Origin of the sequence: Microvirga sp. 2MCAF35, assembly GCF_052115545.1 — a bacterium.
GTDB lineage: Bacteria > Pseudomonadota > Alphaproteobacteria > Rhizobiales > Beijerinckiaceae > Microvirga.
Map to the genome: position 1 here is coordinate 1 of NZ_JBFRGW010000049.1, position 18,251 is coordinate 18,251.

An 18,251-nucleotide genomic window follows, 5' to 3' on the forward strand; every position below is an offset into this window, starting at 1 on the left:
TGCGCTGCGAGCCTGAAGGTTGATCGAGGGTGGCGCGACGGGCAATCCGGCTCGCTACTGATGTGAATGGAAGAGCCGAACTGCTCCTCGCGCACGGTTCTTTTAGGCGTTTAGACTTGGACCAGCACACGGCTGCCAAGGGCCTCCTGGCGTCGGCTGCGTGACCGGCGGGCAGGACCGTGCCGGATCCCACAACTTGCGACGCCTCGCGAAGCGCGCCCCTCGTTGGATCAGGCTGTGCAATGATATAGCCAAGGTTGAGACAACTGTCAAGAACAAAATGAGAACATGCACTTACCCTCACCACATCCTCGACGTCATCACCGGCCTCGTGCCGGTGATCCCGCTTCCTTAGAGCGCTGCGTCCTTCCGATCGGGATGGCCGGGACAAGCCCGGCCATGATGTGGCGGGAATGGAACAGGTGCGCGCATCGACGACCCCTCTTACCTCATCCTGAGGAGCAGACGCAGTCTGCGTCTCGAAGGATCCTCCAGGGCTGGCTCCTCCTTCGAGACGGCGCTGAGCGCCATCTCAGGATGAGGTCGAGGGGATTTGGAGCGCCACAAGCCTCATCAGCACCACAAGGCTCATTGCAAGAATGTCTGAGCAAGCCTCAACCCACGCTGCTCCAGCAGCTCGGAGAAGGCATCGGATTTCAGATAGTTCAGCTCCTCGACCCTGCTGTCCAGTACGGGATCGAGGGACCTCAGTTCGTCATCCACATAGCCCGGATGGCACATGACGAGAGGTTGGGATCCGAGTTTCGAGAATGCCTCCTCGAAGATGCGGGCGGCCGGGATCGACAGGTCGAGAGGGGCGAAGCCGGAAAAGCCCTCGTTCGTCCGGAAGCCCCCCGCATGGGCGCTGCGGGCGAAGCCGCGGGCGAGGGAATTGACGATCAGCGCCTTGTTGCGCCCGATAGGACGGCGCAGGATCGCCGCGGCCCGGTCCGAGGGATCGCGCAGCCAGACGCGACCCGCATAGCCCCTCGCTTTCAAGGCTGCGAGCAGGGCCGGCCTGATCACCGGAAGCACGTGGACGTGCTGGTGCCCGTCCACGAAGGCCGGGGCCGCACCGAAGATCTCCTCGAAGGCGTCGATCTGACGGTCGATTTCCTCGGAAATTTCGGCGGCAGGCAACTGCCGCTTCAGGGCCTTCGGCAGCAGCTCCTTCAAGGCCGGAAATTGTCCCGAGGAGGTAAGAGTCGGCATGGGCCCTAGGGGTGCCCCCATAGTGAGGTTGAGATGGAGCCCCACGGCCATCCGGCTGCGAACGGGCGTCAGGTTCGCCGCCGCACGGCGCCAGCCCGGCATGTTGGTCATGGCCCCGGTTGCGGACAGGCGGCCCATCCCGGCCAGTTCCACGATGCCCCGACTGACCCCTTCGGCAATGCCGAAGTCGTCGGCGCAAAGGATGACGGAACGGAACGAGCTCATGAATGTCCTTAAAATCGGCTTTGCCGCACCCTAATGCTCTTGAGCAAAGACGCAAACTCGGCTCTTGATGCAGCCCGATCATCAAGGGTTTTCTCAGTGGCGTCGCCTCAGCTCAGTGTCATCATTCCCGTGCACAACGAGAGCGCGAACATCGCGCCCCTGTGCGAGCGTCTGCTTCCCATCCTCAACCGGATCACGTCGGTCTGGGAGGTGGTTTTCGTCGATGACGGCAGCCGGGACGACACCCTGGACAGGATCAGGGCGGTCAGCCGCACCGAGCCGCGTGTCGGCGCCGTCTCCTTCAGCCGCAATTTCGGCAAGGAAATCGCCATCGCTGCCGGGCTCGACCACGCCCAGGGCGATGCGGTGGTGATCATGGACGCCGACCTGCAGCATCCGCCGGAGATGATCGAGACCTTCGTCGAGCGTTGGCGGGAGGGTTACATGATGGTTTATGGCCAGCGCACGGACCGGTCCGACGAGACCCGGGTCAAGCGCGGCTTCGCCCATCTGTTCTACCAGCTCTTCGCCCGCTTCGGCGAAATCCCTCTACCCGAAGGCGCCGGCGATTTCCGCCTGATCGACCGCAAGGGCGTGGAGGTGTTGCGGACGCTCGGCGAGAAGGCACGGTTCTCCAAAGGCCTCTATGCCTGGATCGGCTTCAAGGCGACCGGCGTCCCCTTCGTCGTGGAGGAGCGCCGCTTCGGCACCTCGAAATGGAGCTTCAGGAAGCTCTTCCGCTTCGCCTTCGACGGCATCGCGGCCTTCTCGACGGTCCCCTTGCGGATCTGGACCTATATCGGCTTCCTGATCTCGATCCTGTCGATCGCCACGGCCGTATTCTTCATGATCCGCACGCTTCTGTTCGGCACCGATCTTCCCGGCTTCCCGAGCCTGATCGTCTCGATCATGTTCTTTTCCGGCATCCAGCTCATGTCGCTCGGCATCGTGGGCGAATATGTCGGCCGCATCTTCGCCGAGGTGAAGCGGCGGCCGCTTTACGTGGTGGCGGAGCGGATCGGCGGCACGGCGGAGGTCTCGAGCGGCCTCGTTCCGGAAACCTATCCCCTGCGCCGGGCCTGATCCCGATGTTCCGCAAGATCCTCTCCGTCGGCGGCTGGACGCTGGTCTCGCGCCTTACCGGCTTCATCCGCGACGTGGTGCTGGCGGCCGCAATGGGCGTCGGCCCCATCGCCGATGCGTTCTTCGTGGCCTTCCGCATCCCCAATCATTTCCGGGCCATCTTCGGCGAAGGAGCGTTCAACAACGCGTTCCTGCCAGCCTATGCGCAAGTTCTCGAAACGGAGGGCGAGCGATCCGCCCATTCCTTCGCGAGCCGCATCACGACCTTGATGCTGGTCGTGCAGCTCGCACTCCTCGCCGTGGCCTTTTTCGCCATGCCCTGGGTCGTGACCCTGCTCGCCCCGGGTTTTTCGGACGAGCCGGCCAAGTTCGACCTCGCGGTGACGCTGACGCGGATCACCTTTCCGTACCTGCTCTTCATCACCATCGTGACGATCTATTCGGGCATCCTCAATGCCCATGATCGGTTCTGGGCGGCCGCGGCGGCTCCGATCCTGCTCAACGTCGCCATGATCGTGGCTCTGGCCGTCGTCTTTCTGTTCCCCAATGCCGGCTATGCCGCCGCCTGGGGCGTGACGGTTTCCGGCGCGCTGCAGCTCGTCATGGTCTGGTGGGATGCCCGGAAGATCTCGTCCTCTCCCGGGCTGGAACGGCCCCGCATCGACGCTCCCATGAAGACCTTCTTCAAGGCCCTTGGACCGGCCGTCGTCGGGTCCGCCGGCGTCCAGCTCGCCATCTTCGCCGACACGATCATCGCGTCCTTCCTGCCGACGGGCGCGGTGTCCTCGCTCTATTACGCGGACCGACTCTACCAGCTGCCCCTCGGGGTCATCGGCATCGCGGCCGGCACCGTGCTGCTGCCCGAGATGAGCCGCCGCATCGCGGCCGGCGACGAGGCGGGAGCCTATGCGGCGCAGAACCGGACGGTGGGCCTGACGCTCGCGCTCGCGGCCCCTTTCCTGGTGGCTTTCATGGTCATGCCCGAGCTCATCATGTCCGCCCTGTTCCAGCGCGGCGCCTTCGATGCCACTGCGGCCGAGCGGGCCGGCGCTGTCCTGGCGGCCTACGGCCTGGGCCTTCCCGCAGCCGTGCTGATCCGCTCCGCCGTCTCGAGCTTCTACGCCCGGTCCGACACCGCCACGCCGCTGATCGCGTCCCTGACGGCTGTCGGCGTCAACGTCATCGTCAAGATCATGCTCATGCAGACCTATGGCGTCGTCGGATTGGCTCTGGGCACGGCCATCGGCGTTTGGGTCAATCTGGGACTGCTCTTCATCCTGGCCTATCGCCGCGGCTGGACGGCTCCGAGTGCGAGCCTGGGCAGGACATGCCTTGCCATCGCCGCGGCCTGCCTCGTTCTCGCGCTCTTCGCTTGGTTCGCCCCTGCGGTCATCGCCGGATGGACCGCCCGGCTTCCGGCGTGGCGGAACGAAACGCTCATGGCGGTGCTCGGCGCATCCGGCGCGCTGATCTATGGCGGTGTGCTGCTGGCAGGCCTCAAGGTGCTGGGCGTTCGGCTGGCCCGACGCTGACCGGCTTCGGGATTAGGATTTCTTCGGGAACCTTTCTTCCGGGCCCCCATCCAATCTGATGTGCCGGGACCTCCCCGGCCTCGAGAAAGGATGAGATCATGGTTGTTCGCTTCGCTGCCGCCATGTTGGGAATTGCCGCGCTCGCCATGCCTGCTCTGGCCGCCGACCAGGTCGAGAAGGCCCCGCCATCGGGGGCCTACAAGAAGGTGAGCGAGCTGGTGAAGCTGCCCGACTTCCTGCCGGGGCTGGGTCAGCTCTATGTGGATCCCAAGACCCTGCCGGCAGGTCCATTCCTCGCTTACGACCACGAGGGCCGTCTGGTCAGCACGGTCTATATGCTGCCCATCGAGGACCTCTCCAACAAGGACAAGCGCTTCGACGATCTCGCCGCGCCAGGCGGCAAGGTCGATCATGTGGATGTCTATTTCAATGCCGGGCATCCTGGCGTCGAGAAGCCCCATGCGCATGTGGTCCTGTGGCATGTGCCGAAGGCCGACGAAACGCGGGTGGCGGGCAAATGATGCCGTCGCGGCGGCACATCCTGAAGATCGGCGGGGGGATCCTCGCCGGTCTGGCCTTCCCTCGCCCGACTTTGGCCAGGGAACCAATCGAGATCAGGATGCAAGGAAACGCGGACGGCTCGCAGGTATGGTTCGATCCCATCGGCCTGCACGTCGAGCCCGGTCGGACGATCCGCTGGATCAACCTCGATCCGGGAAATTCGCATACGACAACGGCCTATCACCCCAGGAATTTCGATCACCCGCTCCGCATCCCTGAGGGAGCGGAGCCGTGGAACTCGGATTATCTCCTGCCGAACGAGACCTTTTCGGTCACGCTCAGGGTGGAAGGCGTGTACGATTTCTTCTGCATCCCGCACGAACATGCCGGAATGGTCGGGCGGATCATCGTCGGGAAGCCGGGCGATCCCCCTCCGCCCGTTTCCGCCGCACAGGCGCTCCCACAGGTCGCCTTGCAGGCATTTCCGTCTATTGAGGAGATCATGCAGAGGGGCATGGTTCGCAGATCATGAAGGCCGTCCAAAATATTTGGGAACTTCTGAGACGCCCGCCCATCTAACGGCAAGGCACGGGAGAATGGCCATGCAACCGGGGACCGCCGCAACGCTGCAGCTCGACAGTCTGGATGATCAAGCCTTGGTGGAACGAGCCCGGCAACGGGATGGGGCGGCTCTGCGCCTGATCATGGAGCGGCACAATCGCCAACTCTATCGCGTTGCGCGCAGCGTTCTCCGTGACGATGCCGAGGCCGAGGATGTGGTCCAGGAAGCCTATCTTCGCGCTTTCACTCACCTGGAGGGTTTCCGTGGCGAGGCGCGCCTCGCAACTTGGCTCACGCGGATTGCGCTCAATGAGGCGCTGGAGCGCCTCCGGAAGCGGCGCCCCTCCGTTGAACTCAAGCAGATCGACACGATCAGCGAACAAGGAGAGGCACGCGTGATCTACCTGCCCTCTGTCCGTCAGGAAGCGGATCCGGAAGCCGCCGCTGCCCGCGCTGAAATCCGGCGCCTGATCGAACGGGCGATCGATTGTCTGCCCGACCCATTCCGCATTGTCTTCGTTCTGCGCGATATCGAAGAGATGAGCATCGAGGCGACAGCCGGTCAGCTCGGGCTGCGTCCCGAAACGGTCAAGACAAGGCTTCACCGAGCCCGCCGCCTCCTCAGGCAAAGTCTCGACAGGACGCTCTCCAGCGCCCTCACCGATGCGTTTCCCTTCGCAGGAGCCCGCTGTGCACGGATCACTCAGGCCGTTCTGGAACGGCTGGCCGATATGAACCGCTGATTGCGCTCAGGCTGTCCAGACGCTGACAGACGCCAGGGTAAAGAGCTCCCGTTCCGCCGCGATGCCCCGCAGCCGGTGACGGCCGAGAGAACGCATGGGAACCGGGCTTGCCGATGCGACGCTGTTGGACAGGATCACGGAGCAATCGAGGCTGTTGCAGAGCGCCTCCATGCGGCTGACCTCATTCACGGCGGGTCCGATCACCGTAAAATCGAGGCGCCCGGCCGCCCCGATATTGCCGTAGAATACGTCGCCGCAATGGAGCGCGATGTCGAGGCTGAGCGGCGTCTCGCCGGCATGAAGCCGGTTGACGGCGTCGTTGCGCTCGAGTGCGGCCTGCGCCGCCCGAATGGCAGCCGCGCAGGCCTGTTCACGGGAGCGTTCCTCGGTGATCGGGAACGCGGCCAGAACGCCGTCGCCCATGAACTTGAGCACCTCGCCGCCCTCCTCGGCCACGGGATCCGCCATGGCTTCGAGATGTCGGTCCAACCGGGCGATCAGGTCCATTCCGGCCGTATCGGCCAGCACGGTGAAGCCGCGCAGATCCGCGAACAGGAGCGCCGCTGTGATGGTCGTTCCGAACCCGCGCCGGATCTCGCCGCTCAGGACCCTCCGGCCGGCGGAGAGCCCCACATAGGTGTCGAGCATCGCCACCGTGAGGTCGAAGAGCGTCATGCGATAGGCGGCCAGCCCCAGCAGCGGCAGGAGCGCGTCGATCCGTTCGATCTCCTCCGGCAGGAATCCCTCGGGGCGGTTGCTGGAGAACGAGATGCCGATGCCTCGCAGGTCCGGCGCGCTGGCGTTCTCGAAGCTGAAGAGGCGCGCCAGATAGTCTGTCCCGCCCTCGCGCCGTACATCCTCGAAGACGTCGAATTGCCGGGTTTCCGGATCGTCGATCAGCCAATGGCAGCTCGTCTGATCGGTCTGCATCATATAGGCGAAGGGGCTCCGGTCGAAGGCAAGGTCATTGCGTTCGTGAGAGACGCCCTCCACCATCAGGCCGGCCGAGCGGGTCCAGACATGGGTGTAGACCCGGATGGTCGGGTTGACGGTCGGTAAAGCGAGGTAGGCTCGGACCAGCGGCACTCCCTCGGTCGCCAGATGTTCGGCGAAGCCCGAGAGCAGGGAGCCGACATCCGCGCCCCGCAGGCCCTGTTCGATGATCCAATCTTCGAGATTCGTCATGGCGGCGAGTCTAGCATTCCGTTCAGGAATGTCTTCAAGCCATCAAAGCCGGCATCACCGGCTGGCGTGGCGCGAGGCTCCGCCCGCCCCGGCGATCTCCGTCAGGAGCTTGCGTCGCGCGGCGAGCGCGAAGGGACGTGTCTCGTCGGCGATCTCGACGAAGGAGCCGGGCCCGCCGATGACGCTCTGGCCGTAATAATCCTCCAGCGACATGCCGCCGGGCCCGCCCGGGCGGCCGCTCCCGGGGCGGCGGATCGCCAGCGCGTTGATGGTAAAGCCTTTGGCGAGAGCATCCGCCCTCGCCTGCTCCAGGGACCGGCCGTTCATGTTCGGTCCGTCGCCTGACACGTCGATGACCCTGCGCGTGCCCTCATGGGCATTGGTCTCGACGAGACGGACGGAGAAATCGATGGCGTTGGAGATGGAATTGTAGCCATAGGCGCCCCGCGGCGCGCTCATGAGCGTGTCGGCGAAAACCTTCGCGCTCGCTCCGTCGCGGATCACGTGCCAGTCGACGATGAGCACCTGGGAGCTCGGTCCGCCCCATTCCATGAAGGCCACGGCAATGGCCCCGATGGGTCCGTCCTTGATGCCGTTGAGGACATCGGGACTGGTGAGAGCCTCGGCCCAGCCCTGCCGCTGGAGACGCAGCTCGGCAGCGTCGATGGATCCCGATCCGTCGGCCGCGAAGACCAGTTCCAGATCGACGGGTTCGGCCATGGCCGGAGCGGTCACGAGGCCGAGTGCAACAAGACTTGTCCAAACAGATCGCATCGAGGGCTCCGGCGTTGAGCGCGATGCTGGAGCCATGTAGGGCGATTGGAAAGAGAGGCGGACCTTTCGGGCGATCACAAGTTTGTTGGGTGTCCGACACTGTCGTTCCCGGCCGGAGATCGTATCCATCCAGTCATGGCCGGCCTTGTGCCGGCCATCCCGATTAGGAAAAGCGCCGCGCTTCACAGAAGCGAGATCACCGGCACAAGGCCGGTGATGACGTTGATCACTTCGCCTTCAACAGATCCGCCACATCGAGCAGCACGAATTCGTTGTCGTCCTGCTTGTTGGGCTCGCGGCTCGACGAAAAGGGCAGGTTGTTGTCGTTGCCGATGATGATATGGCGCTCGTCGACCACGTCCACGTTCTCGATGGTGAAGAACGGGAAGGTCAGCACATTGTCGTTGAGGGGCTTCTTCGCCTTCTTGTTCGGATCGGCGATCTGCATGAGATCCACATAGCCGATCTTGCGGACAGAGTTGCCCACATTGGCGTCCGACAGCTCGATCTTCACGATGCGCTTGAACTTCGCGGGACCCTGGAAGCAGTCGGGACGCTTCTCGCCCTGCGGGCAGGCCTTGTCCGCCGTGCCCTCACCGTTGTCGCGTTCGATGACGAGGCCCGTCGCGCCGTCGATCATGTTGAAGTCGCCGATCGCGAGGCCGTTCTGCTCGAGAACGTATTTCCAGTGACGTCCCGTCCACTTCTCGTTCGCCACATCGAATTCGAGGATGCGGAGGTATTCACGTCCGTCGATCATCTCCCACTGCTTCTTCTCGGCATCCCAGACGGGGCCTTCGAGAAGAGCGTAGAGGAACTTGCCGTCCTTGGAGGCAGCCATGCCCTCGAAGCCCTTGGAACGGCGCACGTTGAAATTGACGGTTGCGTTGGGAGCCGCCGGTGTCGTGACCGCATAATGATCCGGCGAGCGGGTGGGCTTGCCGTCGACCAGCGTTTCATAAACGGCTTCGACCTTGCCGGAGCGGTCGGCCTTGATCAGGTAGGGACCGAACTCCTCGGCGATCCAGAGCTTGTCGCCGACGGGTTCGAAGCTCTCGATGTCGAAGTCCGAGCCCGTAAGATAACGCTTCTCGGTCGCCTCGTTGGCAATGCGGAACGGAACCTTCTTGTCCGGATCGTGCAGGAACACCGTCTCCAGCCGCTCGACCGAACCCTTGTCCCAGTCGATGCGATAGCGGTTGAGGTAGAGCATCGAATCCGGCGACGTGGCTTTGGACCCGAAACCGTTGTCGGTGATCACCCAGAACGTACCGTCGCCCATGGACTTGATGCCCGAATGGCCCTGGAGCGGCTGTCCTTTGAAGGGCAGCTTCACGCCGGTCGGACGGTCGCCGGAGGTGCCCTCGACGGTTCCGAGCGCGTCGATGCGCTTGCCGGTCGTGAACTTGCCGGAAACCTTCAGATCGGCCGGTGCATCTGCGGGAGCATCGACAAAGCTCAGGGCGGGCAGAACGGCATGGCCTGCAAGGACGGCGGGGAATTGCTGCTGCGCCATGGCGCTTGTGCCGAGCAGCACGGTCAGCGGCAACGCCGCGAGAAGACGGACGGACATGGCGAAAACCTCGTTTGCTTGTTCAAGCGAGGTTGCTCTTGCAGGAGCCCCATGTCCGACCGTTAACAGATCGACGACAGGTCTATGACGCTGAGAGAGTTTCTCTCAGATCAAGCGGCCTTGAGGATACCCTTGTCGTGGGCGTAGGCCCAGTAGAGCTCGCGCGCCAGCCGATAGAACGGGCCGGGCTGGAGATCGCGGCCGTCGATGCGCAGCACCGGCATCACCTTGGAATAGTTGCCGGAAATGAAGATCTCGTCGGCCGTGGCAAAATCCTCGTAACGCAGGGTTCCCTCGACCACGGTCGTGCCGTCGTCGCGCAGGAGCTGGATCACGCGCTGGCGGGTAATTCCGTTCAGGAACGTGCCGTTCGGATAAGGCGTGTAGACCACGCCGTCCTTGGCCATGAACACGTTGGACGTGCCGGTCTCGGCCACGTTGCCGAGAGCATCGCAGACGAGCGCATTGTCGAAGCCCTTCTCCTTCGCCTCACGGAGCACGCGGGCGTTGTTGGGATAAAGCGCACCCGCCTTCGCATCGGTCGGCATGGATTCGAGGGTCGGGCGGCGGAAGCTCGACTTCATGACGGAGAGGCCGCCCGGCACCGGCATCGGCGCCTCGAACAGCGAGAGGCAGAACTGAGTCGATTCCGGATCCGGCGCGATGGTCGCCAGGCCCTCGGCCTCGCCCCAATACATGGGCTTCACGTAGAGCGCAGTCCCGGGCGCGAACTTCTTCACGCCCTCGCGGACGAGATCCATGATGGCCTGGGCGCTCATGGTGGGCTTCAGCCCGATGGTGGGCGCCGAGCGGTTCACGCGCTCGCAATGCCGGTCGAGATCCGGCGCGACGCCCTCGAACACGCGCGCGCCGTCGAACACGGAGGAGCCGAGCCAGGAGACGTGGGAGCGCGGCCCGATCAGGGGCGGGTTGCCCTCATGCCATGCGCCGTTGAACCAGTTCCAGGTCTGCGAATACCAAGCCACTTTCTCAATCCTTTGGGTCAGAATGACTGTCGTATCGAATCCCTTGCGGGCCCAACCGTCAATCGTCCCTTCGGCCATTGTGACATAAAGACTTGTGATGGGTCCTATGAGGAGGGCTGATCATTGGCAGGGATCAGCCCTCCACGAGCTTGTTGCGGATCGCATAGCGGATCAGGGCGGCGGTGGTGTCGAGGTTGAGCTTGCTCATGGCCGCAGCACGGTGGGTCTCGACCGTCTTGGTGCTGACGCTGAGCAGGTTGGCGATCTGCTTGTTGGTCTTGCCCTCCGCGATCAGCTGGACCACGGACTTCTCGCGCGCGCTCAAGGCCGAGAGGCTGGCTCGCTGCTTTCCCAGATAGGTCTCGAGCAGGGTCTCGGAAACCTTGCTCGTGAAGAACGGTTTGTGGAGAGCCAAGGCCTCCACGGCCGAGACAAGGAACTGACCGGCATCGGACTTGAGCAGGAACCCACGGGCCCCCGTCTCGAGCACGTCCCTGATCAGATTGTCGGTGTCGTGCATCGTGAAGATCAGGACCTCCACGCCGGGAAGGCGGGCCCGGATCTGCCGGGTCGCCTCGACCCCGTTCACCAGTGGAAGGCTGTAGTCGAGGATGATGATGTCGGGCCGGATGGCAAGGGCCTTGTCGATGGCCTCCTTGCCGTCCCGGGCCTCGCCGACGACCTCCCACCCCTCGTGCCCCTCCAGGATGGTCCGCACGCCGGAGCGGACCACGTCGTGATCGTCGGCGATCAGGATGCGCGTCATTGCGCGGTCTCCTTCCACCCTTGTTCGGTCATAGAATACACGATGCGACCATCGACCCAATTCGCGAGAACCCTGAAACCGGCAGGGTCAGACCCTGAATTTCGGGGCAGGGTCCCGCCCTGAACGGGCTCTCTTGGGGGAGGCTACCTCAGGACAAGGTCTCGTCTCCAAGCCTGGCGTCCTGCCGTGTCCGGCGGCGCGTGCCGGTTTCCTTGAGCGGAACCGCCGCCATGACCGAGGTGCCGCTCTGGTCCGTGCGGATCCGCAGGTCGCCGCCGAACTGCTCCAGGCGGGCGCGCATGCCGGTGATGCCGACGCCAAGTCGGGCATGCCCCTCGGGCCGATCGCCACGGGCCATCCCGTATCCGTTGTCGCGGATGCGCACGACCAGCCGCCCCGACGCAATCCTGGCATCGACCCATACGCGCGAGGCTCCGGCATGGCGGTGCACGTTGGTGAGGGCCTCCTGCACGACGCGCAGGATCGCCCGCTGGAGATCCGGCGGCAGCTCGTCGACCTCCTCCGGGATGCGGATTCTCGCCGTCAGGCCGGTCCGACCGGCAAACCCTTCGGCGAAATCGCGCAGGGTGGCCTGGAGACCGTCCTTCGCCAAATTGGGCGGATGCAGGAGGTAGGTGAACACCCGCAGCTCCTGGAGTGCCTGGGCCAGCAATCCCTCCACTTCGGCCAGAACCTTGCGGTCCCCCGGACTCCGCCGGGCCATGGCGCCGAGGCCTGCAAGTCCGAGATTGGCGGCCACGAGATGCTGCGCGGTCGAGTCGTGCAGTTCGCGGGCGATGCGCTGCCGCTCCTCCTCCTGGAGCGCAAGCAATTGGTCGGACAGCTCGCTGAGCCGCCTCCTGGCTCCGGTGACCTGATCCGACAATGCCCGGAAAGGGTGCTCCACCTGCCGCGCCGTGAACAATGCGGCAAGCCCGCCTGTCCCCAGGAGGGCGGCCGCCATTGCCGCGATCTGCCACAGGACATCCCGCACCGGCGCCTCGACGAGGGTCAGCGGGACCGCAGCCATCGTGGTCCAGTTCGTCGCCCCGGAACTGCGATAAGCGACAAGGACCGGGATGCCGCGTTCGTCGGTGCCCTGGACGACGCCGGTCACGGTCGTGTCCCCGTCAATGGCGCCGAGACGCGAGCCGAGGACGCCAGGCACGGGAATGCGCGATGACGTCTCGCCTGCCCTCATCGTGACGATTGGCTGGATCTTGCGGTCATACAGCCCCAGCGTCCACTCCCCGGGAACTCTCTGGGCTTCCAGGATACTGCCGAGATGGTCCTGGGACAGGATGGTGGTGACGAAACCCTTCATCGTGCCGTCGTCATTGTCGACCCGCAGGCTGAGCGCGATGACCGTCGTGCCGGCCTTCACGATGCTCGTCATGCGGCCCGAGACGGCCCAGCCGCGGTCGCGGATCCGGTTCAGGGCTTCCGGGTAGTTCGGGAAGTCCCTGTGCCGGGGCAGCGGCGTTCCGAAGGGCCTGAGGGTGTTAGCGACCTGTCCGTCCATGTCCTGGAGGATCAGCCAGGACCCATCGTGAACCGGTGTTGCCTTGAGCTGATTGTAAAAGCCCCTGGCATCGGCCAATTTCAGGGCCGGCGACGAGGACAGCCCCTTCAGCAGGGCATTGCCGGCCGCCACCTCCTGGTCGAACCCGAAGGACAGCGCGATCACCGTGCTCAGGGCACGCTCCCGGATGGCTTGGCTCTGACTTCGCGCATTCAGGAGCAGCAGCGCCGCAACCACCAGGCAGGTGGCGAGGACCAGGGTCGCGAAGATGAGGGCGACCCGCCGTTTGATGCGGAGCGGAAAGCCAAGATAGGCGAGTGTGAGCGGCTGACCGGAACCGTCGAGCATGGGGCCCCCTCAGGCCTGGGAGCCGGCTCCATCGGCCGGCATCGGTACGCCCACTCGCGATGTCATTGAACAGGGATGCTGGCGTGCAGGTTAAACCCTGAGCGGTATGCTGTCGAGAACGCTGCATCCCAGGGTATCCCTTGTAGTCGCAGCGACTTTAGCCAGGCGACCCTGGCCAAGACTTTCCGGGGCCGGAATCAGGGTCTGCCTCCACCATTTCTCGGGCGAACCCCAATAGCGGCCGGACGGCAATCGGCGCGAGAATGAGCGCATGCACAGTCTTCGGGAGCGCCGCTCATGACGCCAGCCGTCGCCGTTCGTCCGTAAGCGCGCACCCGCAGTCCGTCGACAGCTCGACAAACCATGTCGGCTTCCGCTGCATCATCAGAGAGAGGAAGATCCCATGACCAGTGATCACCCATCCTCACAAGCTCCCGGCGGACGATGCCGCCTCCGGCGCATGCGAGCCAGATCGGCCCTGATCGGGGCGACCGCCCTGGTCTCGGCCGCGATGGCCGCGCCTGCCGTCGCGCAGGCGCCGCAGCGGAAGCCCAACATCCTGTTCATCATGGGCGACGACATCGGCTGGATGCAGCCGAGCATCTACCATCAGGGCATCGCGGTCGGCGAAACGCCGAACATCGACCGCATCGGCCGCGAGGGTGCGAAGTTCATGACCTATTACGCCGAGCAGAGCTGCACGGCGGGTCGCAATGCCTTCTTCACCGGGATGCATCCGCTGCGCACGGGCATGATCCCGCCGCAACTGCCCGGCAGCCCGTCCTATCTGCGGCCCGGCACGCCCGCACTCGCCAAGTTCCTGCACGATCTCGGCTACAACACCGGCGAGTTCGGCAAGAACCACCTCGGCGACCACACCGACGCGCTGCCGACGGCGCACGGGTTCCAGGAGTTCTGGGGCTATCTCTATCACCTCGACGCCATGCAGGGGGTGAGCTTCCCCGACATCAACAAGACGCCGACCGAGCAGACGGTCGCGCCGCCATGCCGGAACACGCCGATCCCCGGGCTGGCCCAGGATCCCGCGGCGGTCGATCCAGCGACCACCGTGTGCCTGACGCCACCGCGGCCGGTGCTCTCGTGCCGGTCGTCGGATGGAACTGCGGCGAACCAGACCTGCAAGGATGAAGGGCCGCTGACGCTCGAACGTTCGAAGACCGTGGACGAGGAGATCTCGGCCAAGCTCATCGATTTCCTCGACCGCAACGATCCCGAAAAGACCCAGAAGCCGTTCTTCGCCTGGTACAATCCGGCGCGCATGCACGTCACGACCGTGCTGCCGGACAAGTACATGGCGATGGTGGGCGAACCCGGCGGCAAGGACTGGGGCGTGAACGAAGCCGGCATGAAGCAGATGGATGACAACATCGGCTACGTGCTGAAGAAGCTCGAGGAGATGGGCGAGCTCGACAACACGATCATCGCGTTCACCACCGATAACGGCGCCGAGACGATCACCTTCCCCGACGGTGGCACCACTCCCTTCAAGGGCGGCAAGCTGTCCACCTGGGAGGGCGGCATGCGCGCCCCGCTGGTCGTGCGCTGGCCGGGTCACATCGAGCCGGGAACGATCAAGAACGACATCTTCGCGTCCCTCGACTGGCTGCCCACGCTCGTCGATATCGCCGGCGGCCCGAAAGGCAACGAGCTGAAGGCGCAGATCGAGGCCGGCACGTATCCCGGGATCGTCAAGACGACGCTCGATGGCGTCAATCAGCGCGACTACCTGGAAGGCAAGTCGGCAAAGTCCGCGCGTGACACTTTCTTCTATTACTCGGGCAAAGACCCGTCCGCGGTGCGCTACAAGAACTGGAAGATCTACTTCGCAATGGTGTCCGACGCACCGGCCGGTTTCCTCACTGGTGTCGTCCCCTACCATTGGAGCCAGGTCGTCAACATCAAGCGCGATCCGTTCGAGACGTCGATCGGGGAGCAGTATAAGACGCTCTTCGGCATGGGCGGCGCACTCGCAGGACCGGTCTCGGCCTACATCTATGACTGGAACATGCTGCCGATCGGCCAGGCGCTCTGGCTGAGGGAACTCGAAACCTACAGGAAATTCCCGCCGATGCAGGACCCGGCGAGCTACAATCTCGAGCAGGTAATGGAACAGCTCAAGAAGCCGCAAGCCGTCCCGGGCCAATGACCTGAGCGGAAGCAAAGCACGCAAAAAGCCATCCAAGACCGGCGGGCCTCACTCGGACCAGGTGCCCGCCGATCACAAACCAACAAGCAGACGCTGTGTAGGGGCGGACCTCGATCACGTTCAGAGGAATAGAGAGGAGACCGTCATGAAGCCGTTATTGTCGATCGTAGTGCTCCCGGTGGCGTTCCTGTGTGTCAGCACAGCGTTTGCCCAGGCTCCACAGAGCATGTGCAACATCGCCGGCAATCGGGCCATCATGGGCGCCAACATGGAGGGCGCCTTCGATGTCCAGACCGGACAGGGATGCATGTCCGACATCAGCCCGCAGGGCACGCTCACCAGTTCTGAGATCAGCCAGCGGCCGCAGCACGGCACTTTGAACATGGTCGACAAGGACACTTGGACCTACACGCCCGCTCCAGGCTACAGCGGTCCCGATGCTTTCGCGATTACCGCGACGGGAAAGAGCATCGACGAAAAGCCCGGCACATCCGTGCTCAGCTACAAGGTGAACGTCAAGTAGCCATAGGCATCCGATGGGAGGCGCCGGGATCGCTGGGTCTCGGCGTCCGCCGTCCTCCGCTCGCATCGATGACGACGGTTTGGTGCAGGGATGCCGCAGAAAGCCGACTAGACGAGAGGAGTTTCCGCCATGCTCAGCAAGCCATTCGCATGCTTTATCCTGATAACCAGTGGCCTCTGCGCGACAGGAGACGCGGTGCTCGCGCAGGACGCAGGCGCCAGGCCGCCAATGCTCCCGACGAAAGCCATCGGTCAGGTCACGCCCACGGGTCCGGTCCCGTCGCTTGCCGTGATCAACGCGGCGGGCGCGAAACTGGAAGGCAACAAGCTGACCCTGACCGGCGTGGCGCCGAACTCGATCGTGTTCGCCGACCGCCCGATACGGGCTGCGGGTCACGTGATGACCGAGCAGTTCATCATGCAATGGGACGAAGGCAAGGACAGCTTTGCCAAGGACCCGCCCAACGCCACCGTGTCGGTTCTGGGCGGCGACGGCTCGAAGGTCAGCGACGCCGTCATGACGCTGAAAGCGCCGAAGCTCGAAGGCACCAACCTGACCTTCGACGTCGCGGTGCTGGAAGGCAATCTGGCCGGGGCGAGTGGCCCCGCGACGCTGTTCATCGATGACTTTGGCGGCTACTGGCACGCTCCTGTCTATCATGGCGCTTGGTACAGGGGAGGAAGAGTCTCCAATGCGAGTGCCGCCTATAACTCGTACGTCATACCAAATCAGTGCGGCTATTACCCGTATTCGCCCTGCGGCAACGAATAAGGGTCTTTGCACTGATGCGGGATCCGGCAGGCCCCATGCCCAGCCAGGTCCTCGATCAGATCGATAAAGCGCGGCCGGCCAGGCGCGCGGAGTGAACTGTCGCACGCATGCGGGAACCCGTTTGCCCACCTGAACCCTTGAGGTGCGAGGCCTGAAAACATGAAAGCCAGTGGAATGCCCCGGGTCGGCCTGGTCACGATGTTCGCCTCCGTGATCGCGCTCAGCACGCCGGCCGCCGCGCAACAGCAGAAGCCCAACATCCTCGTCATCATGGCCGACGACATCGGCTACTGGAACATCAGCGCCTACAACCGCGGCATGATGGGCTATCACACGCCCAACATCGATCGCATCGCCAACGAAGGCGCGATCTTCACCGATTACTACGGCCAGCAATCCTGTACGGCCGGGCGCGCCGCCTTCATCACCGGACAGAGTCCGTTGCGGACCGGCCTCCTGAAAGTGGGCTTGCCTGCTGCTAAGGAGGGCTTGTCGGAGAAGGATCCGACCATTGCTGAACTGCTCAAGCCGCAGGGCTACGCGACCGGGCAGTTCGGCAAGAACCATCTCGGCGACCGCAACGAGTTCCTGCCCACCGTGCACGGCTTCGACGAGTTCTTCGGCAACCTCTATCATCTCAATGCCGAGGATGAGCCCGAGCATCCGGATTATCCGAAGAACCCTGCCTTCAGGGCGCAGTTTGGACCGCGCGGCGTCCTGAGATGCGTCGCCGCGGCCACCGACACGCCGGGCGAGGATCCGAGGTTCGGTCCGTGGGGTAAGCAGAAATGCGACGATACCGGTCCGCTGACCAAGAAGCGCATGGAAACGATCGACGAGGAATTCCTCTCGGCCTCCCTCGACTTCGTCGATCGTGCCAACCGGGATCAAAAGCCCTTCTTTTTATGGTTCAATCCGAGCCGCATGCATATCTGGACGCGTCTCAAGCCCGAGTCGCAGGGAAAGACCGGGCTCGGGCTCTACCCGGACGGCATGGTGGAGCATGACGGACAGGTCGGCCAGCTTCTCAAGAAGCTCGACGATCTCGGCATCGCCAACAATACGATCGTGATCTACACCACCGACAACGGCGCCGAGACCTTCTCGTGGCCCGACGGTGGAACCACACCGTTCCGCGGCGAGAAGAACACCAACTGGGAGGGAGGCTATCGCGTCCCCGCGTTGATACGGTGGCCGGGCCAAGTACCGGCGCGGACCGAGATCAACGACATCTTCTCCGCCGAGGATTGGGCCACGACCCTGGTGGCCGCGGCCGGCGAACCGGACATCAAGACCAAGCTGCTGCAAGGCTACGATGCGGCGGGCAAGACCTTCAAGGTTCACTTGGACGGCTACGACCAGCGTGACCTGCTGAGCAGCAAAGGCCCGGACAAGCGCCGCGAATTTTTCTACTGGACCGACGACGGCAATCTCGCGGGCCTACGTTATGACCAGTGGAAAGCGGCCTTCCTGGAGCAGAAGGCGGAGGGTTTCGACGTTTGGGCGCAGCCGATGGTGGAGCTGCGCCTTCCGATGCTGTTCAACCTGCGTTCCGATCCGTTCGAGCGAGCCCAGCATGAGTCCGGCGACTACGTCAGGTGGTTCATCGAGCACGCCTTCGTGCTCGTGCCGGCCCAAGCGCTCGTGGCACAGCATCTGGCGAGCTTCCAGGAGTTTCCGCCGCGCCAGAGACCCGGCTCGTTCTCGGTCGAACAGGCGATGGAGAAGCTCAGGAATCCACCCTCCAGCAACTAGCTCCGATGGCCCCCCCCGTTGGAT

General features: G+C 64.0%; 16 protein-coding genes. 9 read left to right on the plus strand and 7 right to left on the minus strand.

Annotated features, from left to right (window positions below; all coding sequences use genetic code 11):
• Positions 1 to 588: 588 nt before the first annotated feature.
• On the minus strand, positions 589 to 1,437 hold the full coding sequence (locus AB4097_RS19050) for a ChbG/HpnK family deacetylase (protein WP_442042432.1): 849 nt from the start codon (positions 1,435 to 1,437) through the stop codon (positions 589 to 591).
• A gap of 96 nt (positions 1,438 to 1,533) precedes the next feature.
• Between AB4097_RS19050 and AB4097_RS19055 the strand changes: the two genes are divergently transcribed.
• From AB4097_RS19055 to AB4097_RS19075, 5 genes are all read left to right on the plus strand, one after another.
• Positions 1,534 to 2,520: a glycosyltransferase family 2 protein gene (locus AB4097_RS19055; RefSeq protein WP_442042434.1), complete on the plus strand. Its 987-nt coding sequence runs from the start codon at positions 1,534 to 1,536 to the stop codon at positions 2,518 to 2,520.
• Positions 2,521 to 2,525: 5 nt separating this feature from the next.
• The gene (murJ, locus tag AB4097_RS19060) at positions 2,526 to 4,052 is read left to right on the plus strand and encodes a murein biosynthesis integral membrane protein MurJ (RefSeq protein ID WP_442042436.1); all 1,527 of its coding nucleotides are present in this window, start codon (positions 2,526 to 2,528) and stop codon (positions 4,050 to 4,052) included.
• Between the two features lie 98 nt (positions 4,053 to 4,150).
• Entirely contained in the window at positions 4,151 to 4,573 is a 423-nt protein-coding gene (locus AB4097_RS19065) for a DUF5602 domain-containing protein (RefSeq protein WP_442042438.1), read from the plus strand.
• A 98-nt stretch (positions 4,574 to 4,671) separates the two neighbouring features.
• The gene (locus AB4097_RS19070) at positions 4,672 to 5,085 is read left to right on the plus strand and encodes a plastocyanin/azurin family copper-binding protein (protein WP_442042440.1); all 414 of its coding nucleotides are present in this window, start codon (positions 4,672 to 4,674) and stop codon (positions 5,083 to 5,085) included.
• Positions 5,086 to 5,155: 70 nt separating this feature from the next.
• Positions 5,156 to 5,857, plus strand: coding sequence for an RNA polymerase sigma factor (locus tag AB4097_RS19075; RefSeq protein WP_442042442.1), 702 nt, complete (start codon positions 5,156 to 5,158; stop codon positions 5,855 to 5,857).
• A gap of 6 nt (positions 5,858 to 5,863) precedes the next feature.
• Here the strand turns inward: AB4097_RS19075 and AB4097_RS19080 are convergent, their stop codons facing one another.
• The 6 genes from AB4097_RS19080 to AB4097_RS19105 all read right to left on the minus strand — a co-directional run bounded on the left by AB4097_RS19080 (position 5,864) and on the right by AB4097_RS19105 (position 13,011).
• Positions 5,864 to 7,042 (minus strand): adenylate/guanylate cyclase domain-containing protein, encoded by a 1,179-nt coding sequence (locus tag AB4097_RS19080; RefSeq protein WP_442042444.1) that lies wholly within the window; start codon positions 7,040 to 7,042, stop codon positions 5,864 to 5,866.
• 54 nt (positions 7,043 to 7,096) lie between these two features.
• A complete protein-coding gene (locus tag AB4097_RS19085; RefSeq protein ID WP_442042446.1) occupies positions 7,097 to 7,816 on the minus strand; it encodes a DUF1194 domain-containing protein in 720 nt (239 codons plus the stop codon).
• A gap of 226 nt (positions 7,817 to 8,042) precedes the next feature.
• On the minus strand, positions 8,043 to 9,389 hold the full coding sequence (locus AB4097_RS19090; protein WP_442042448.1) for an esterase-like activity of phytase family protein: 1,347 nt from the start codon (positions 9,387 to 9,389) through the stop codon (positions 8,043 to 8,045).
• Positions 9,390 to 9,499: 110 nt separating this feature from the next.
• Positions 9,500 to 10,375 (minus strand): branched-chain amino acid aminotransferase, encoded by an 876-nt coding sequence (locus tag AB4097_RS19095; protein ID WP_442042450.1) that lies wholly within the window; start codon positions 10,373 to 10,375, stop codon positions 9,500 to 9,502.
• A 133-nt stretch (positions 10,376 to 10,508) separates the two neighbouring features.
• Positions 10,509 to 11,141: a response regulator gene (locus AB4097_RS19100; protein WP_442042452.1), complete on the minus strand. Its 633-nt coding sequence runs from the start codon at positions 11,139 to 11,141 to the stop codon at positions 10,509 to 10,511.
• Between the two features lie 148 nt (positions 11,142 to 11,289).
• Entirely contained in the window at positions 11,290 to 13,011 is a 1,722-nt protein-coding gene (locus AB4097_RS19105) for a sensor histidine kinase (RefSeq protein WP_442042454.1), read from the minus strand.
• 511 nt (positions 13,012 to 13,522) lie between these two features.
• On the opposite strand from AB4097_RS19105, the gene AB4097_RS19110 reads away from it, so the two are divergent.
• The 4 genes from AB4097_RS19110 to AB4097_RS19125 all read left to right on the plus strand — a co-directional run bounded on the left by AB4097_RS19110 (position 13,523) and on the right by AB4097_RS19125 (position 18,227).
• On the plus strand, positions 13,523 to 15,178 hold the full coding sequence (locus tag AB4097_RS19110; RefSeq protein WP_442042481.1) for an arylsulfatase: 1,656 nt from the start codon (positions 13,523 to 13,525) through the stop codon (positions 15,176 to 15,178).
• A gap of 145 nt (positions 15,179 to 15,323) precedes the next feature.
• Complete coding sequence (locus tag AB4097_RS19115; protein WP_442042456.1) at positions 15,324 to 15,701, plus strand: Ig-like domain-containing protein; 378 nt, start codon at positions 15,324 to 15,326, stop codon at positions 15,699 to 15,701.
• Between the two features lie 129 nt (positions 15,702 to 15,830).
• On the plus strand, positions 15,831 to 16,472 hold the full coding sequence (locus tag AB4097_RS19120) for a hypothetical protein (RefSeq protein WP_442042458.1): 642 nt from the start codon (positions 15,831 to 15,833) through the stop codon (positions 16,470 to 16,472).
• Between the two features lie 159 nt (positions 16,473 to 16,631).
• Positions 16,632 to 18,227, plus strand: a complete 1,596-nt coding sequence (locus AB4097_RS19125) for an arylsulfatase (protein WP_442042460.1) — start codon at positions 16,632 to 16,634, stop codon at positions 18,225 to 18,227.
• Positions 18,228 to 18,251: the final 24 nt, after the last annotated feature.